Annotated in this window: 13 protein-coding genes; 10 read left to right on the forward strand and 3 right to left on the reverse strand. The window is 46.6% G+C overall.

The annotated features are described in order from the left end of the window. The first annotated feature begins 65 nt into the window (after positions 1 to 65). The 6 genes from EKN16_RS24855 to EKN16_RS24880 all read left to right on the forward strand — a co-directional run bounded on the left by EKN16_RS24855 (position 66) and on the right by EKN16_RS24880 (position 12,245). Positions 66 to 2,720, forward strand: a complete 2,655-nt coding sequence (locus EKN16_RS24855; RefSeq protein ID WP_125663350.1) for an alpha-mannosidase — start codon at positions 66 to 68, stop codon at positions 2,718 to 2,720. Between the two features lie 190 nt (positions 2,721 to 2,910). Then, positions 2,911 to 4,329, forward strand: coding sequence for an ABC transporter substrate-binding protein (locus EKN16_RS24860; protein ID WP_125663352.1), 1,419 nt, complete (start codon positions 2,911 to 2,913; stop codon positions 4,327 to 4,329). 61 nt (positions 4,330 to 4,390) lie between these two features. After that, positions 4,391 to 5,311, forward strand: coding sequence for a carbohydrate ABC transporter permease (locus EKN16_RS24865; RefSeq protein ID WP_125663354.1), 921 nt, complete (start codon positions 4,391 to 4,393; stop codon positions 5,309 to 5,311). 13 nt (positions 5,312 to 5,324) lie between these two features. Further along, entirely contained in the window at positions 5,325 to 6,155 is an 831-nt protein-coding gene (locus EKN16_RS24870) for a carbohydrate ABC transporter permease (RefSeq protein ID WP_125663357.1), read from the forward strand. 13 nt (positions 6,156 to 6,168) lie between these two features. Beyond that, a complete protein-coding gene (locus tag EKN16_RS24875; protein WP_125663359.1) occupies positions 6,169 to 8,841 on the forward strand; it encodes a glycosyl hydrolase family 28-related protein in 2,673 nt (890 codons plus the stop codon). A 107-nt stretch (positions 8,842 to 8,948) separates the two neighbouring features. Then, positions 8,949 to 12,245: a glycosyl hydrolase family 28-related protein gene (locus tag EKN16_RS24880; RefSeq protein ID WP_164522985.1), complete on the forward strand. Its 3,297-nt coding sequence runs from the start codon at positions 8,949 to 8,951 to the stop codon at positions 12,243 to 12,245. A 239-nt stretch (positions 12,246 to 12,484) separates the two neighbouring features. On the opposite strand, the gene EKN16_RS24885 is transcribed toward EKN16_RS24880, so the two are convergent. The 3 genes from EKN16_RS24885 to EKN16_RS24900 all read right to left on the reverse strand — a co-directional run bounded on the left by EKN16_RS24885 (position 12,485) and on the right by EKN16_RS24900 (position 15,479). Next, positions 12,485 to 14,095: an FMN-binding glutamate synthase family protein gene (locus EKN16_RS24885; RefSeq protein ID WP_375782045.1), complete on the reverse strand. Its 1,611-nt coding sequence runs from the start codon at positions 14,093 to 14,095 to the stop codon at positions 12,485 to 12,487. Positions 14,096 to 14,436: 341 nt separating this feature from the next. Next, on the reverse strand, positions 14,437 to 14,712 hold the full coding sequence (locus EKN16_RS24895; protein WP_125663364.1) for a GNAT family N-acetyltransferase: 276 nt from the start codon (positions 14,710 to 14,712) through the stop codon (positions 14,437 to 14,439). Between the two features lie 47 nt (positions 14,713 to 14,759). Beyond that, a complete protein-coding gene (locus EKN16_RS24900) occupies positions 14,760 to 15,479 on the reverse strand; it encodes a 3-ketoacyl-ACP reductase (RefSeq protein WP_125663366.1) in 720 nt (239 codons plus the stop codon). A 209-nt stretch (positions 15,480 to 15,688) separates the two neighbouring features. Here EKN16_RS24900 and EKN16_RS24905 point away from each other — a divergent pair, with 209 nt between their 5' ends. From EKN16_RS24905 to EKN16_RS24920, 4 genes are all read left to right on the forward strand, one after another. After that, entirely contained in the window at positions 15,689 to 16,132 is a 444-nt protein-coding gene (locus EKN16_RS24905) for a MarR family winged helix-turn-helix transcriptional regulator (RefSeq protein ID WP_125663369.1), read from the forward strand. A gap of 86 nt (positions 16,133 to 16,218) precedes the next feature. After that, positions 16,219 to 17,169 (forward strand): ring-cleaving dioxygenase, encoded by a 951-nt coding sequence (locus EKN16_RS24910; RefSeq protein ID WP_125663371.1) that lies wholly within the window; start codon positions 16,219 to 16,221, stop codon positions 17,167 to 17,169. After that, the gene (locus tag EKN16_RS24915) at positions 17,166 to 17,771 is read left to right on the forward strand and encodes an alpha/beta hydrolase (protein ID WP_125663373.1); all 606 of its coding nucleotides are present in this window, start codon (positions 17,166 to 17,168) and stop codon (positions 17,769 to 17,771) included. Before EKN16_RS24910 ends, EKN16_RS24915 begins: the two co-directional genes overlap by 4 nt. A gap of 59 nt (positions 17,772 to 17,830) precedes the next feature. Beyond that, entirely contained in the window at positions 17,831 to 18,442 is a 612-nt protein-coding gene (locus EKN16_RS24920; protein WP_125666651.1) for a flavin reductase family protein, read from the forward strand. The last annotated feature ends 163 nt before the right edge of the window (positions 18,443 to 18,605 follow it).

Here is an 18,605-nt window from a genome sequence, read left to right on the forward strand (position 1 = left end):
ATATACAAATAATCATTTTCGGGTTAGTTGTATTATAAATATTTTGATTGGAGTGAAACTGTTCATTGGCAAAGAAAATCGTTCACATCATTTCACATTCTCATTGGGACCGTGAGTGGTATATGCCTTTTGAGAAATTTCGTATCCGTCTGGTCGATCTAATAGATCGTACCCTTGAATTGTTGGAGTCCAAGGAAGGTGGTTTTCAATATTTTCACTTGGATGGTCATGTCCTTCTGGTTGATGATTATCTGGAAATTCGTCCTGAACAAGAACAGAGGCTTCGCAAGTTGGTTGAAGCCGGGAAGTTGTATATTGGTCCATGGTATGTACTTCAAGATGCATTCCTGACGAGCGGCGAAGCGCAAATTCGTAATCTGCAATTCGGAATCCAACGTTCCGAGCAACTGGGGAGCGCCACGAAGGTCGGTTATTTCCCGGATACGTTCGGCAATATTTCACAGTCCGCACAATTGCTTCAAGGGTTTGAGATCCATACCGCCGTATTCGGCAGGGGAATAAATTCCGTCGCGGAAAACAATACGCTAACGAATGATCAAAATTCAGGCTATCATTCCGAGCTGTGGTGGGAATCGCCGGACGGTTCGAAAGTATTATCCGTATTTATGGCGAATTGGTATCATAACGGGATGGAGCTGCCGACAGAACCAAAAGCTGCTTTGGCAAGGGCAGAGGTCATATTAAACAATGTTCAAAAATATTCAACGTCGCAGCATTTGCTATTGATGAACGGCTGCGATCATCAACCTGTACAGTCGGATGTAGGAGCGGCCATTCGAACTTTAAATGAGGTCATGCCGGATTATACATTTATACATAGTAACTTTCCTCTTTATCTGGATAGCTTGCAAAACGATATTCGGCCATGGGAGACCGTGCAGGGGGAACTGATTAGCGAGTTTACGGATGGCTGGTCTACTCTTGTAAACACGGCTTCCTCAAGAATGTATCTTAAGCAATGGAATGTCAAAGTCCAAACAGAGCTGGAACGGTGGGTTGAACCTTTTGCGGCGATTGCCGATCAACAAGGAAGAGATTACCCTGCAGCTTTGGTTCGTTATGCTTGGAAGCTATTGCTGCAAAATCATCCGCATGACAGTATTTGCGGTTGCAGCGTGGACGAGGTTCATGACGAAATGGTTACGCGTTATCGTAAAGCCATGCAAGTAGCGGAAACATTGAGTTCAAAGGCGTTGGAGTTCATTGCGGCGAACGTGGATACCGGCAATCTTGATTCTGCCGGCATACCTCTGATCGTTTTCAATCCGCTTGGGTGGGAAAGAAATGAATGGGTAGATGCACTCATCGATGTTGAAACGGAACTTCCGCTCAAGCGATATGCGCTGTTGGATATTCACGGAAACGAAGTCGATTATGAATGTGAAGATTTAGGCATTGTAAATGGGTTTACCCTGCCGGACGAGGTGTTTAGAATTCCATGGCAAAAGCGAAGGTATAAACTAAGTTTTAAAGCAAGCCGTGTTCCTTCTCTGGGGCATACAACTTATTTATTTACAAATCGAACCTCTGCTCCTTCAGCCGAGGATGCCGTCCAAGAACAATCCGCTTGTCGGGTTACAAATGGCAGTGCCTTGATGGAGAACGATTATTATTCTATCGAAGTATGTCCGAAAGGCCTCGTCAGCATTAAGGATAAAATAACCGGAAAAACGTTTCATGATTTGCTAACTTTGGAGGACTCCGGGGATATAGGAAATGAGTATCTGTATCGAAATGCAGAGGGTGCGGAGCCGATCGTGTCCGGAAACGATCGGGTTGAGATGAAATTGCTTTCTACGGGGTCTATTTCGAAGCTTAGCATTAAACATGTTCTCAAGCTTCCGGCTGAACGCGAGGGCAACGTTCGTTCCATGCGAATGAGAGATCAGGTTGTCGTGATTGATATCAGCTTGCCTATGAACGCTCGAAGAATCGATGTGGAAGTAAAGTTGGACAACCGGATTAAGGATCACAGGCTGCGTGTGCTTTTTCCAACGGACTTGAATACGGAGTTTGTCCATGCGGATGCACCTTTTGATGTTGTTCGGAGGAATATTAAACCATGGGGGGAAAGGACGAATCCCTCGAATTGCGAACGCATGCAATCGTTCTTTGATCTTTCCGATGGCAAGGATGGAATGATGATTGTTTCGAGCGGACTGCCCGAATATGAGGTGTTAAGAGACGGGAGAAACACGATGGCTTTGACTTTACTTCGATGCGTGGGCGAATTAGGGGATTGGAACTACTTCCCTACTCCTGGCGCGCAATGTCTTGGAGATTATTCCGCTCGTTTCTCGATCATCTCTCATAAGGGTGATTATCGATCGGCTCTACAGCAAGCTTATGAATTCAATGTTCCTATGCGGGTGGTTCCCGCTGAAGTTCATTCGGGTACAATCGCTCCCGAGTTATCGTGGGTAAAGCTATCCGCTGAGCCATCCGTACAGCTTACAGCCTTAAAAAAGGCGGATACCTGCGACGGGCTTACGTTGAGGTTTGTGAATTTGAGCGATCGGGAAGAAAATATTCAAGTCAGCGGGGAACTGTGCAAAAATGCGATCGGCGCAAACGAGACTCTTCTCAATGAAAAAAACATAAGACCCATCGAGGGAGTGGATGAATCGCTGAAAGCAACCGTACCTGCTAAGCGAATGTCCACGTTTATTCTCGAAGGAAGCAAATCAAATAGGAAATAATATAACAAAAGATCATCTTTACACAAAAAACCAATAGTGGTATCATATGTAATATACAAGTCATAAGTTGTATATATGATATAAACTTTCTTTTGTTCGGAGGGATGCAACGGGAATAAACTAAAGCGCTTTCATAATTAGAATTACCGAATTGAATGGAGTCCATAACGAGAATAAGGGGTGTTGTTGCATGAAAAAAGGATTCGTTATATTACTTACAGCGGTATTGATATTTACGTTAAGCGCTTGCGGAGGAAATAAAGCGGCAAATCAAGAGGGCAGTGGAAAGGCAAGTGAAGGAAAGGCAAGTGAAGGAGCGGCATCCAAGAGCGCTGAAAGTTTGACATTATGGCACTGGAAAGTCGCGTTTGATCCGGGATTCAAGGCAGTGGTGGATGCTTTCGAGAAAAAGACGGGCATCAAGGTGAATACGGAAGTCACGACCCCGGATGATGCGTATAAACAAAAAGTAACGGCATCAGCCACTGCTAATAATTTGCCTGATATTTATGCCTATTGGGCAGGCCAGGCAGAGGGGGCATTCGATGGAATCGCAATGGAATGGACTGAAGAACTTAACCGTGATTCCGCTTGGAAAAGCTCGTTCTTTCCTTCAGCGCTTTCAGGACTTACGATAGCGCAATCATCTCTCGATACTTGGGTCAAAGACAAAGCGGCAAGCGATTGGAAAAAAGCAAGGAAAGTCGGAGAGATTTATGGAATACCGCTAGATGTAGGCGCTTTCTATACGGTGTATGGAAATGCCAAATTGCTGGCTGATGCAGGTGTCCCGACTGATGCGCCCGCTACGATCGAGGAATGGGTGGCAAGAATGAAGAAAGTGAAGGAAGCAACGAATACTCCGGGTTTTGTGTTCAGTGCCAAGACATTCTCGGTGTATGAGAATTGGATGGTCAATTTTTTGGATTATATGAAAAACGGAGAAGAATCTTTTACGAAATTCATGAATAGAGAAGAAAAAATGTCCGATCCTCAGCATATCCATGTAGCGCAATTCATTGAAGATTTGACCAAGAGCGGGTTAATGATTCCCGGAAGCGTGTCGCTTGATATCGATCCAGCGGACCAGGCTTTTACGCAAGGGAAAGCGGCATACTTACTCGGAGGTACATTTACTTACGCCAGCTTGACGGCAATGGGGATGAACCCGGCCGATATTGTCAGCTTTAGAGTTCCGGCTTATGAAGGATCGAAATTACCGGATGCCAAGGTTACCCCGTTCCCTCTTGTTCAAATGATTGTCAACTCCAAAAGCCCTAATGCCAAGGAAGCAGTGGAGTTTGTCAAGTTTTTGACTTCGGATGAAGGGATGACGCTATATGCCAATGGGGCGTATGATATTCCTTCGGTCAAAATACAAGATAAGTCCAAGCTGAACGAATCCATTAACGCAATGCTTTCCTCCTTAAACACGGAATCGACTTGGTGGTCGGAGAATTCCGCGATCAGCAGCAAGGTATTCGGTCCGGAATGGCAGTTGTTTCATGAAGCAAAGCAAAAAATCATTTTGGGCTCTATGACTGCAAAAGAAGCAGCAGCCAAGTTCGATGAGGCTGCCGCCGCGGAGAAAGCTAAAGAACAGAAATAAAGGATGAAAAGGGGAGTCATCAAGAGAGGCTCCCCTCTTTATTCAGCAGGAGGAATGTACGTTGAATTTGAATATCAAAAACAAGATGGCGTTTAAGGAAATGCTTGCCGCTTATTTGCTTATTGCGCCGGCATTGGTTTTATTTCTTGTTATTGGATTATTTACAATTATATTTTCTCTGGGATTATCTTTTTTTCATATGCTTCAGGGAAGTCAGGTTCAAAATGCAAAATTCGCGGGGCTCGACAATTTCAAAGATTTTTTATTTGGCGGGGCGCCTGTCCTTTCAGAAATGTTCCGCAATGCTATCATACATAACTTCTTGATAGCGCTATCTATGGTTGTATTTGTTATCCCTATTGCATTAATATTGGCTGTTTTACTGCAGCAGATCAAACGGGGAACCAAATTTCTTCGAACCGTATTCTTGCTGCCGATGGTAACGTCTTCGGTTGCTATATATTATGTTTGGACTGGTATTTACGATCCAGAAGGATCGATTAATAAACTTCTGCTCGCAATGGGAATAGATCACTTCGCCCAATTAAACGGTTGGTTGGGTGAATTGAATACCGCCCTGCCATCCATTATCTTCATGATCGTTTGGGGTGCGGTTCCGGGTACGATGGTTCTTTACTTTGCGGGATTGCAAACCGTGGATAATCTATTGTATGAAGCAGCCGATATAGACGGCGCCAGTGCGTTCCAGAAAATGATTCATATTACATGGCCCGTGCTTAAGCCCATAACCGTTATTGCCGTGATTTTGAATATTAATGGGGCACTCCAAGTATTCGAACAGATATGGATCATGACCAAGGGAGGCCCGGCTGGCTCGACGCAAGTCGTTAATGTGCTTATTTATCAAGAGGCTTTTGTAAGCGGAGACATGGGAAGAGCAAACGCGATGGGGTGGACGATGTTTTTACTGACCTTCGTGATGTCGCTGCTAAGTATGCGTGCCTTTAGAGAAAAAACGTAGGTGGTTGAGACAAATGAAAAAACAGGGTAGCAAACGATTGGTTATATACCTGGTTTTGCTTGCATGGGGCTTTATTTGTATCTATCCCATGTTGTGGATGATTGGTGCGTCATTAAAGGAACCTTTGGATGTGATGAGTTCTTATGCATTGTTCCCGACCAAGAAATGGCTTTGGGAGACCTATTACAATGTTTGGAACAGATTGGGGTTTTTCAAGTATTTCTTAAACAGTCTGAGTGTGACGGTATGGACTTTGGTGCTAATTAATCTTATTTATAGCTTTACGGGTTTTGCTTTCGCCAAGCTTAAATTTCCGGGCAAGACGATATTTTTCTATATGTTTCTCGGAATGATGTTTGTACCTGGAATTACGGTTCTGGTGCCGATTTATTTGACGGAAAACTATCTTGGAATATTAGACACACATCTCGGTGTCATTCTGCCTATGGTTAACGGCGGTGCACCCTTTGCCATTTTTTTATTTCGTAATTACTTCCAGACGATTCCCCATGAAATTTATGAATCGGCAAAGATGGAAGGAGCGGGAATTTCCCGAATATTGTTTCAGATTTATTTGCCGTTGGCATTGCCTGCTATTATAACCATTACGACAATGAACTTTTTGGGTTCATGGAACAGCTTGGTGTTGCCTATGATTGTTCTTAACGATCATAAACTATTCACACTCCCTTTAGCAGTTATGTTGCTGGATACCGGAGTGTTCCGACAGTGGAACGTGTTGATGGCCGGTTCATTGATTTCAATAGTTCCTGTTGTCATTACTTTCTTTTCCCTTCAAAAATATTATTTGCAAGGACTAGCCGCGGGAGCTGTTAAATCATAAAGGAGGCCAGTAAATGCGAAGATGGTACATCCTTATGATCGTGATAGCCTTCGCAGCGGTTCTTTCTATCGTTTTATTGTGGACTATTCATGATCGCAAACCACTACCTGTGGAAGTTCTCGATTGGGAGGAATTAAGCAAACCCCAATATATCGGCAAACCTGTTGTCGTTCCGGCTCGTTATGACACCACTGATATTCCGATCGCTTCATATGTCGTCAGTCAATTCGGTTCCAAGGGAGATGGTCGCACGGATGACACAGCTGCCTTTCAGGCAGCGATGGATAAGGCTTCCAGTGACGGTGGCGGCGTTGTATACGTACCGAGCGGCGTTTACGCATTTCATGGAACGTTGAATATTCCAACGGGCGTGACGCTTCGAGGGGAGTGGAACAATCCCGAAGACAGCGATCAAGACGAAGACGGTACGCTATTCCTAGCGTACTCGGGCAGGGGAGACGAAGAGGGAATTCCTTTTATTACCATGCAGCCGAGCAGCGGGTTAAGAGGAGCGAAGATATGGTACCCCGAGCAAACTGGGAATACATTCGTACCGTATCCTTGGACGATCAAGCAAGCCAGCGGCATGCATATTACGGTTCAAAATGTCACATTAGTTAACCCTTATCTAGGAATTCGCATCGGACCGGAATGGAATGAGCTTCATTATATTAATCAAGTTTATGGAACTCCGCTGAAACAAGGGATTGCTATTGATTTTACAACAGACATCGGAAGGCTCGAGGACATTCATTTCAGTCCACGTTATTGGCTGAATTCCGGCTTGGAAGGCACTCCGGATAAGCAGAAACTAGACCAGTGGCTTTGGGATCATGCGGAAGCCATTGTAATGGGCAGAACGGATTGGCAATACAGCTATAATATATCGATTGAAAACTATGGAATCGGCTTAAAAGTTAATTCTACATTAAGCGGGAAGCCTAATGCCCAATTTTCCGGCTTAAATATTCGAAACGCAAGAGAAGGCATCCAGCTATCGAATGCCAATGAGCATGGGGTTTTATTTTCGAATAGCACGATTCACTCTGATGGCGGGAAAGATACGGTTGGAATTAACATTGAAAGCTCATTCAATACGGTAGCTCAGTTCAATCAAATAACGATCAACGGTACACCCGATGTGGCGGTAAAGATGAGCGGAACCGGGGTCGCGACTTTTTCCGGCGGACGATTCGAGGGCTGGAGCAATAAAGCGATCGAGCAGGCAAATGGGACCTTGACGGTGGAAAACAGCGCGTTCGTAGGCAAGGGAACTCATGCTCTTATTCAACCTAGTATTCAATCTTCAGCATTCCTGGGGAACACTTATGAGGGCCGTCCTGTCATTTCGAGCTTAGGGGTGGAAGCGAGCAAATTGCTCATCAACGAAGAGCGGAGGGATTTGACGCCGAACAAGCCAATGGAGCACAAGTATATCGGCGAAATACCAAAGCCCCAATCGAATGCATTATTCAATGTGAAGGATTATGGCGCTGCGGGGGATGGATTACAGGATGATACGGAAGCGATAAATACAGCCTTACACGCCGCCGGGCAGGACAAAGGGACCGTATATTTGCCTGCCGGTACCTATAAAGTGCTAGGGGAATTAACCGTTCCATCTGGTGTGGAATTAAGAGGAACGTTCGATGTTCCCCATCATTCTCAAGGTAATGGAAGCATTCTGCTGGCCTATTCTGGGAAAGGAAATGAATCAAGCAAGCCCTTTATTTCATTAAAATCTCACTCGGGCGTAAGAGGCGTCACTATATTTTATCCTGAGCAGCGATGGAAAGAAGATCCGTTTGCTTATCCTTGGACGATCCAGGGCCTCGGAGAAGGGGTATGGGCCAAGGATGTCGTCTTAACCAATTCCTATCAAGGCATTGATTTCGGCACCCACCCCAGTAAAAATCATTACATCTCCTACGTATCCGGCGCACCGTTAAGGAAAGGGATATTTGTCGGGAACAATTCGGGAGAAGGCTGGATCGAAAACGTACAGTTTAATCCGCATTACTTTTTCCGTTCAGGCTTTGCAGGAGCACCAACAGAGGAAGATTGGACGCCGTTGTGGGAATATCAGATCCAGCACCTGGATGCCATTACCTTCGGTAATAATCAGCAAGAACATGTATTGGGGACATTTGTGTTCGGTTCCAACAAAGGCTTGTATTTTGTTAGTCAGAACAGAAAAGGCACAAACGCGGTTATTATTGGACATGGAACGGACGGAAGCAACAAGGGGATTGTTGTGGAAGGGGGTGGAAAGCTAGATTTCATGAACACTCAGCTTGTGGTTATGGGGAAAGGAGGAGATAAAGAACATATCGTTGTCGCCAAAGACGTGGGCTCGGATGCGGATATTACATTCCATAACAGTTCCGTGTGGGGATACGCCGATCGTTCCATTCAACTATCGGGTGGAAAGGTTACGCTCCGTCAGACCAATTTTTACAGCCAAGGCGATGCTGCGATCTATGCAGATGGGGGAGAGCTTCTCGTGACGAACAGTTATTTTCAACAAAATTCGACCCAGGTGAAGCTTGAGAGCGGGATTCTCTCTGCTAAAGTGTTTGGAAACGTTGGGAAAGGAAGCGTATGGGCAAAAGCGGAAATTCCGTTGAATGTTGAAAATCATGCAGGAGACAAAGCGGAAATAGGTGACAATATCGGTATTGAGTAATAGCGATCGGCTTGTACCCGGAAGGAACTCCAAAGGAATTTTTCCTTAAAATCCTTTCGGGTGTTATGCAATTCGTTACGAACTTAAATAATGGGAGGAGTTATATTATGAATAGATCGACGAAGAAGGTAGGTTCGTTGGTGACCTTTCTGCTCTTCATGTTGTCAATATTTGCAAACTTATTATTTTTCTCGCAAAATGCAAGCGCTTCCACTAAATTTGAAGCGACCTGGAACACAGGAAGCAGCTATGGATTGACGAATACGCTGGATTTCCCGTTAGCCAACGTCACGGGTTATAGCGGCAGCGGATTGCCCCAAGCCAATCAAGCGGCTAGCGGGACGCAGGGAATAACGGCGCATCAAGGAAATGGTTATCTTCAGGTTGCGGGAAAGGATACTAGCACAACGGCAAACAGCTACGCGTATCACCGAATTTATGAGAAAGTGAATATCACGGTTATGTCCGGCATGCACATGAAATATTGGGTCTACCATTATGCACATACGACAACAAGTCCTCATATGGGATTTGACTTGTTATTTTCGGATGGCACCTATCTCAGGGATTTAGGATTGTTGGATAGTAACGGAGCCAGCTTCCATCCTGCAAACCGTAATGAAGCAATGAATCAATGGGTTCAGGTGGATGTCGATTTATCTCCATTGGCCGGCAAAGTTATCCAGAGGATAGTGGTAGCCTACGATGATAATGTGAATGCCAATACGGGGCAGTACGTCAGCTATTTCGATGATTTCACACTTGAAACAGCGACCGCAGCAGCCACTACCAATCCACGCACGTTGACGCCTGTTAACTCAACGGATGATCTGGTCGTATACACGGTTAATGCAACGGAAGCTCCCTATTCGGCCGATAATACGGGCGTCAATGATGCGGCTCCAGCGATCCAGTCAGCGCTCAATGCTTGCTTCAGTCAAGGAGGCGGAGTTGTCTGGCTGCCGGCAGGAAAATATCGGATGGATACGAATATTGTCATACCGAACCACTGTACGCTCCGGGGAGACTGGAGAGATCCTGATAGCGGATCCGGCAACTATGGTACGGTTATCATGGCCTATTATGGAGCCAACATGACCAAATCCGACCCCGGTCTCATCCAGATTGCAGCCAGCGGTGGTGTTAAGGGGCTGACGGTATTCTATCCGAATCAGGATATAGCCAATGTTACGCCGTATGCTTACACGTTTGAAATATTCGGCGATTCGACAGTCGGCGGGTACAACGGATATATGAGCTCGTCGATCCAGAATGTAACAATGCTTAATTCGTATCGCGGAATTATTGCCGGTTATAGAAGTACGCATGAACTTCACGAAATCCGTAATGTCAAAGGGACTGCGCTAAATAACGCGATAGCGCTATACAATTCAGCCGACGTAGGCAAAGTCAATCAAGTGAAATTCAAAAGCGATTACTGGTCCGGTATGGACTTGACTCAATTTGCCGGCTATTCCCTGAAGCCGACGGATTCGCAGGTTACCGCTTATACGCGTGCGAATGGAACAGGCCTGGAAATCGGCGATCTTGAATGGTCTCAAATGAACGATGTGGCATTGAACGATTATAACATCGGCATTCATATTGTCCCTGGCGTCAGAGCTGTAGGCTATACCCCTTTTTCAGGCATGATGTACGGGATGTCAGTGCTAAATAGCCATATAGGACTGTTAGTAGATCCGCAAATTGGCGGGAGAGACAGCCTGGACACCAGAGTCGGATTAACCATATCGAATTCTACGATTAAAGCCAATCAGGGTATAGATCCTGTCGCTGTTAAGATTCAGAATAATAATGGAGCGAGTATCATTTTCAATACCTGCACGATCGGCGGCGGCGCTTTGAATGCCGTGCAATTGCTCGGGAATACGATGGCCAGCTTCCACAACACAACATTCGACAGTTGGACGGATACGTATGCCATCTCGGCAAGCGGAGGGACGTTAATCCTGGAAGGATCCACTTTCGTACCTGTGCTCTCGGCAACCAAGAAGGGGGCCAATCTGCAAGCCGGTCTTTCGTCAGCTGCTATTCTTGGCAGCGTCATTTCTCCTGCGGGCTCCGCAAATTTGGTTGCGAATAATGCACCTTTGGCTGACGTAACTCGCAATGACAGTTTGGTCTTTGCAACGCATGGCGTTGGAGCGTATCTGGCAAAGTCAAGCTTGCCCCGACCAACCAACAGCAACTTTTATAATGTCAAAGATTATGGAGCAGCGGGTACAACCGCTAACGCTAATCCTACAGTAGACGATACCGCCGCATTCAATGCTGCGCTTGCTGCCGCTGCTGCCGCCGGGGGCGGAACGGTTTATGTGCCGCCGGGAATATATCGGATTGACGGCCATTTGACGGTAGGGGCCAATGTGCAGCTAAGAGGCAGCGATGATATCCCGCACAGGGCGGCGGTTTATGGATCCGCAACGGGCAGTATTTTATATGCTTATGAAGGCAGGGGCACTTCTACGCCCGATACGGATGCTCCGTTGATTTTGTTAAATGGCAATAACTCCGGGGTAAGAGGGCTCTCCATTAACTATCCGGACCAGGCAACAGACAGCGCGGCTAATATAGCGGCCTACCCCTGGGCGATCCGAGGAGCGGGCGATGGCGTGTATGCCTTTGATATCGGATTCGTAAATGCCTATAAAGGAGTTTACCTGGGCAGCGGCGGCACGGCCGACAATCACTATATCAATCAGGTAGTCGGTACAGTGCTGCGCGAAGGCATTCGTATCGAAAATAGCAGCGTCGGCTGGATTGAAGACAACTTGTTCAATATAACCGGTTGGGGCAGGGCCTACGGAATGCCGAACCAATTGAATGAAGTGACAACTATGTTTCCCGTTGCCGGCACGTACACGAAGACTAACTTGAAGGCGTATACGGTTAACAATTCCGCATTAGATGAGCGAATGATCAATAATTTCGTATACTCCAGTCAGGCCGGATTCACTTATTGGGGAAATGCGCATGCCACAGCCATTAACTCGGCCCATGATGGCGGTATTTATCTGATAGATTCGCAAGGATCGGCCGTGTTGAATATGATTAACCTGCAGGGCTGCGGATGCGGAAACGGGGGAAATGCAATCAATATTGGCGGTGGTACCGTTAACCTATTCAATGTATTGACGATGGAGGCATATGGGAAAGCCATTAGTCAAACGGGCGGCTCATTAACTCTGCAGGGGGCTGCATTTCATCACGGATTAGCGACCGTTTCAGGCGGCACTGTTGTTATGAACGGCGTATTATTCCGCGACTCCGGCACCGACGTAACCCTTACGGGATCGACAACGGCAACATTGATCGGGAATATCGGGGGGAACGGCTTCAACATCTCCGGAGCATCTACCAATAGCAATAACATTAGAAGGTAATCAAAAAGTGGTAATGGAAAATCTGGAGTCGGAAAAGCACTGGCATCTGCGCTAAGTAAAGTTGGTTGACCCAGGCGGTCCAGTGATTCGTAATTATAATAATATAGGTAGTGTCACTCAATGAAGCAGCTCGCATCGTTTGGCGAGCTGCTTTTTGTTTTAGCGTGCCCAGAGGCACGCCTTTTCGCCGATAGAGCCGTTAAGCTGAACCGTACCACAAGTAACGTCCCGCGAGTTCATCACCTGGCCTCGCCAGATTCCTTCGAAACCAAGCTCATTTCCCTGCGCTCTGTCTGGGGGTAGGGATATAATTCACTCATGCGAACACTCTGCCCGACTTCATTCTTGAATACCACATGCTCACGTGTTAATTGACGAGGACTTTCCAAGCCACAGGCTGCCGAGAGAGCAAAAACACTTTCTCGCATTTGGAGAATGTAGTTCATGACGCGCCACTGTTTTTCCTCAGGGGCTAAGGCCGCTTGATACTTTGAATCTGTCGTTGTAATACCTGCGGGGCACTTACCCGTGTGACATTGCATCGCCATGATGCAGCCATTGGCCATCATGAACCCACGAGCAGAATTGACGCAGTCCGCTCCAAGTGCGAGAGCCGTGGTAACCTTATCAGGCGTGATTAGCTTCCCAGAAGCTATAATTTTGAAGCGATCACGTATGCCAAATTTCCTAGCCGCATCATCAAGAATGATTAGCGCGGGGAATAAGGGCAAACCCATTCCATCCGCCATAGCTTTGAAGGTTGCACCTGACCCGCCTTCACTACCGTCAACCGTAATGAAATCGGGATAAATATCAAGGTCCACCATCGCTTGAAAGAAAGGCTCCAAGCGGGTCTGATCGCCTACCACAATTTTGATACCTACGGGCTTACCGCCCGCCTCCTGCAGCCTTTTCACGAAACGAAAGGTATCCTCAGGATTTCGCAGGAAAGGGAAACGATTCGGTGAATTAACCGTTCGACCAACGACAACTTTACGAACGGCCGCAATTTTCTCATTGACCTTCGATCCTTCTAAATGTCCGCCGCGAATTTTTGCACCTTGGGCGAATTTCAATTCAAAGGCCTTAATATTCGCAATGGCTGCTTTTTCACAGAATTCATCAAAGGAGAAGTTATCCTCGCTATCTCTAAAACCGAATAAACCTGGACCAATCTGAGCCACTACATCGACCCCGGAAGCCAAATGTTCGGGGGCAACTCCGCCTTCTCCGGTGTTAATCCAAGAGCCGCCAGCCATCTGTGCGCCATTACCTGTCGATTGGATATAATGCTCGCCTACCGCTCCGTAGGAAGTAGCTGAAGCCCCGAACATGCCCTTTAGCCGCCATGGATGCTTACGGTTTTCGCCGATCACGATGGCATCATCATCCGTATAAAGCCATGGCTTAATTTTATCCTCAATCATTCGTTCTTGGCGGGTAAATAAGCCTTCCTTTACAATCTGATACTTCTTCCCAAGCGTGTCCACCCGGTTATCTACTCTCAACTCATCGACTAATTTAGGGAACATGTCGTTCGACAGATAAAAGCCAGTTTTCTCATAATCACGCTTCGAGCCAAAGCTGATCAGGTCGGTGCGATATTTGGAAGCGAATACGACGCCTAGAAAGTCAGAACGGGAAAAGGGCTTTCCCTGGTTATCGTCATCGAACCAATACTGCCGGAATTCGGGCCCAAGCTTCTCCAGTAAGTATCTCACCCAACCCAAATAGGGGTGAGCGCGGATAATGGAATGCTGTGGTTTCTTCGAAATGGCATACAAGTATCCCAAGAGAAGGACAGGGGGGATTACGATAATAAGGAATAAAATAATTAGGGCCAGTGTCATGTTCATACTCCCTTTACGATGAATGTAGTTAATGAAGGTTGAACCCCGAAGGGTTTTTGAACGGAGGATATGATGTTAAAAGCAGTTAAAAGCAGCTGGTACATAGTTTCTATATATGATGATACACTCGTGGTAATCAGGGCGCCATTTAAAAATAGGGCGAATTGGCCGGGCTCTACACCCGACACGGAAAAAGTAACTTCATAGTTGCCCGGATTGGTAACTGCAATCTGTGTGGTTCCAGGGGCATGAAAAAAAGGCTTCACTCGCCGCAGTATGGCGGACCGTGGAGCCTTAATCTGTTTTATACGCTGTTGCATTTAAGTGGTGCTGCTTGTTTCTTACTGCTTCCAAACGTCATGATACTCTTTCTTTCGTCTAAACTGAGCCTCCGCATAGGAACAGGCCGGGATGATCTTCTTATTCGTTTGGCGGGCATAATCCACTACCTGCTTCACTAACGTCTCTGCGAGCTTCTGACCCCGCATAGCCTCTGAAACATAAGTGTGGTCAATGACCAGCGTATCTTCCCCTTGGGGAACAAATGTGATTTCGGCTACCATTTCTCCGTTCTCTTCGATGACAAACGCATTTCCTTGCTTGATTGGTTCACTCATTTAACCTCACCACCTCTTCAATGCTATAATGTATAACTCCTTAACAGTTATTGCGGATTCGTTGTCCAAATACCAGCAGTCTTGATGAAAACACGCTGAGGCAGCTTTAATGCAGCTACTGCCAATTCGGCTACATCCTCTGGCTGCATCATACGATCCTCATCACCGATTTTGAGACCCGCGCTAGAAGCAAGCTCTGTATTAACGGTACTCGGTGTGAGCGCCGTTACTCGGATATTGAATTTGCGTAATTCCTGCATGAGCGATTCAGTCAAACCCATAACAGCGAATTTAGAGGCGACATAGGCAGAGCCAGTGGCAAAGCCGCGCTCTCCGGCAGTCGAGGCAATGTTAATAATATTTCCGCTGTTACGCTCGATCATAACGGGAAGTGAAGCACGCGTTACATAGTAGGTTCCCATAAGGTTGGTTTGAATAATTTGTTCCCACTGTTCAGGCTCCATATCCAGCAAGGTACCAAACTGGGCAATTCCCGCATTGTTGATCAGAATATCGATGGCGCCCAGCTGTTGAAAAAGCGTACCTACCGCAGCATCCACCTCTGCTTTATTAGAGACATCAGCTGTTGCTATATGAACACTGACGCCATATTCACTGGACAGAGAGGTCTGCAGGGACTCTAAGTCACCTAGGCTGCGTGCGATTAAACCTAAATTTACGCCTTCTTTGGCAAGAGCGACGGCGATAGCTTTTCCAATTCCTTTACCAGCGCCTGTAATAAGGGCTGTTCTATTCTTTAAATCCATATCCATCTCTCCTCATGTTGTTGTATGTGACAAGTATGGAATAGCTTAGAACTGAAAGCAAGTTTATGCCTCGCAGGGGTTCTGCAATCGTTACACACAATAAAGTATTGTTGTCAGTAAACTGGCCATTTGACAAACGGACGCAAATCAAGTATCTTTAATTTAAGATAAAAAGTAATAGCTGACTTCAGAGGGTAGAGGTGAACTTCATGGGTAAAGATAAAGAGGATTCCTTAAATCTCTTCATCGTACTCTCAAGAGCGAGCCAGTGGGTAAATGCACATGCGGATCGAGATATTCGCACGCTTGGCTTGAATCGAACCGAGTTTGGCGTTCTGGAGCTCCTGTATCATAAAGGGGCACAGCCCATCCAACAAATCGGTGGAAAAGTACTGATGAGCAGTGGCAACATCACGTATGTGGTGGATAAGCTTGAGCAGAAGCAATTCGTTCAGCGCAAGGCTTCTACCGAGGACAGGCGTCTCATCTATGCGGAGATAACCGACAAGGGCAAGGCATTCATCGATGAAAAATTCCCTGCACATGCAGCAGTGATCGAGAAGGCCGTTGCTGGACTTACCCCCGAAGAGAAGAAGATCGCAAGTCAGCTGCTTAAGAAGTTAGGCAGCTTTGCTCAAGAGAGCTTTAAGTAGTTATAAGGGATACTTCTTATTACTGCTTTAGCTTTATCATATATCTTAAATTAGAGATAATTATTCTAAAAGGAGCTGTGAACAAAATGACCAAACAGACAGCAGGGATTCATCATATTACTGCATTTGTGAGAAATGCACAGGAAACAGTTGATTTTTATTCCGGTGTGCTAGGACTTCGACTCGTGAAGAAAACAATCAACTTTGACGCACCCGAGGTTTATCATCTTTACTTCGGTGATCAAAGCGGAAGCCCAGGAACAATCATTACCTTCTTCCCATGGGCGCATTCACGCAAAGGAAGAATCGGCGGCGGGCAGGTGGGTACAACCACTTATGTAGTTCCGCCGGGTACCTTGGCGTTCTGGAAGGAGCGGCTGGCTCGGTTTCAGATTCCAGTTGCGATAACGGAGCGTTTCTCGGAAACATATGTCGAATTTGTCGATCCAGATGGCTTGCAGCTGGAGCTTGTTGAACGGGAGCAGGGAGCCCCAAGTGAATGGTCATTCGGCGGGGTCCCTGCAGAGAAGGCAATTAAAGGGTTCGGCGGTGCTATTCTATACAGCGCTGCTTCTGCTAAGACAGCAAGGGTGCTTGAGAATGTAATGGGGCTTGAGCAAGTCGGGCAAGAAGGACCGTATATGCGGTTTCAAGCGACGGGAGATCTCGGCAATGTCATTGATGTTAACACAGCCTCTATGCCAATGGGTGAGGGTGGCGCCGGTACAGTCCACCATATTGCTTGGCGCGCGAAAGATGATGAGGATCATGTAAGCTGGAGGAATCACGTTGCACAAAGCGGCCTTCAGCCTACACCGGTCATCGACCGACAATATTTTAATGCGATTTATTTCCGTGAAGGAGGAGGCATTCTGTTCGAGATTGCCACCGATCCACCGGGTTTTGCGAATGATGAACAGCCAGATCAGCTAGGGGAGCATCTGATGCTGCCGGAATGGTTCGAGGAGAAACGTGCTGATATTGTGAAGAATCTACCGCCTATTGAAGTTCGGGTATTAGAGGAGGATGCGAAGTGAAGCATATCTTTCAAGAAGGATTGGATAAAGACGCTAAGGTACTCGTTCTCTTGCATGGAACTGGAGGGACGGAGCGTGACCTATTGCCGCTTGCCGAGCGAATTGCTCCCCGTTCATCGGTGCTTAGCATAAGAGGGAACGTACTAGAGAATGGCATGCCGCGATTTTTTCGGCGGTTAGCCGAAGGTATTTTCGATGAGGAGGATCTTCTGTTCCGTACGAAGGAGCTGAATGATTTCTTGGATAAAGCTGCTGTAGACTATGGATTTGATCGGCAGAACCTTGTGGCTATCGGCTATTCGAATGGTGCTAACATAGCGGGAAGCCTGTTATTCCATCATCCCCACGCGTTAAAAGGCGCGATTCTTCATCACCCGATGGTACCAAGGCGAGGTGTGGCTCTACCCGATATGACAGGACTTCCCTGCTTTATTGGAGCAGGGAAGAATGATCCGATATGCTCTCCCGAAGAGACGGAAGAGCTAAGTACATTACTCAAGCAGGCGGGTGCCTCGGTAACGGTTCATTGGGAAAGCTATGGTCATCAGCTGACACAGCCCGAGGTGGAAGCCGCGGCACAATGGTACCAGCAAGCTTTCTAAGAAAGCTTACAAGGAACGGACAACTCACCACAGTTAAGAGGGGAATGCCAAGCATGACAATGATTACTATTGATCCCGCAAGCCAAGGCGACCGAGATAATTATAAGCTGCTCATTGGAAGTGTTATTCCGAGACCTATTGCTCTAGTCACCACCCTCTCAAGCGAGGGGGTTCTGAATGCAGCGCCGTTCAGTTACTTCAATATTATTACGGCCAGCCCGCCGATGATCTCCATATCCGTTCATCGGAAGCAGGGTGTGATGAAGGATACCTCCAGGAATGCGATAGCGGCAGGAGCCTTCGTCGTTCATGTATCGGATGAATCTTATATTAGGCAGATCAATGAAACAGCTGCAAACCTGCCGCCAGAGGAAAGTGAAGTGGATTATGCTGGCTTGACGCCAGTCCCAAGCACTAAGGTTACTGTACCGGGGCTGGCTGAAGCCCGCATCCGTATGGAATGTGTGCTGGAGCAGATTATTCCACTAGGCGGAACAGAGGGAGCACCTTCAACGGATTTGATAATCGGACGGATTGTTTGCTTTCATTTGGACGAATCTGTCTATCAGAACGGACACATTGATGCAGTGAAACTACAACCAGTCAGTCGTTTGGCGGGCAGTCTATATGCGAAGCTAGGCGAGATATTCTCGATTGATCGCCCACAATAGCAGGTAAGGTTTACCTCATGAACGATATTTGAACAAAATAATCGCCCCCATTTTGGTCTGTTCCAATAAGCCAAAATGGGGGTTTGATCTGTGTATGAGACAGGTGGGAAATGTTTATCCTACCGCATATCGGATATTCAGGTATACTTAGTAAGTGTTTTGA

This window comes from Paenibacillus baekrokdamisoli (genome assembly GCF_003945345.1).
Classification (GTDB): domain Bacteria; phylum Bacillota; class Bacilli; order Paenibacillales; family Paenibacillaceae; genus Paenibacillus_Z; species Paenibacillus_Z baekrokdamisoli.

Excerpts from the sequence above, each read along its gene's own strand:
- EKN16_RS24860 (WP_125663352.1), top strand. The coding sequence starts at position 2,911 with ATGAAAAAAGGATTCGTTATATTACTTACAGCGGTATTGATATTTACG.
- EKN16_RS24870 (WP_125663357.1), top strand. The coding sequence starts at position 5,325 with ATGAAAAAACAGGGTAGCAAACGATTGGTTATATACCTGGTTTTGCTT.
- EKN16_RS24875 (WP_125663359.1), top strand. The coding sequence starts at position 6,169 with ATGCGAAGATGGTACATCCTTATGATCGTGATAGCCTTCGCAGCGGTT.
- EKN16_RS24880 (WP_164522985.1), top strand. The coding sequence starts at position 8,949 with ATGAATAGATCGACGAAGAAGGTAGGTTCGTTGGTGACCTTTCTGCTC.
- EKN16_RS24885 (WP_375782045.1), bottom strand. The coding sequence starts at position 14,095 with ATGACACTGGCCCTAATTATTTTATTCCTTATTATCGTAATCCCCCCT.
- EKN16_RS24895 (WP_125663364.1), bottom strand. The coding sequence starts at position 14,712 with ATGAGTGAACCAATCAAGCAAGGAAATGCGTTTGTCATCGAAGAGAAC.
- EKN16_RS24900 (WP_125663366.1), bottom strand. The coding sequence starts at position 15,479 with ATGGATTTAAAGAATAGAACAGCCCTTATTACAGGCGCTGGTAAAGGA.
- EKN16_RS24905 (WP_125663369.1), top strand. The coding sequence starts at position 15,689 with ATGGGTAAAGATAAAGAGGATTCCTTAAATCTCTTCATCGTACTCTCA.
- EKN16_RS24910 (WP_125663371.1), top strand. The coding sequence starts at position 16,219 with ATGACCAAACAGACAGCAGGGATTCATCATATTACTGCATTTGTGAGA.
- EKN16_RS24920 (WP_125666651.1), top strand. The coding sequence starts at position 17,831 with ATGATTACTATTGATCCCGCAAGCCAAGGCGACCGAGATAATTATAAG.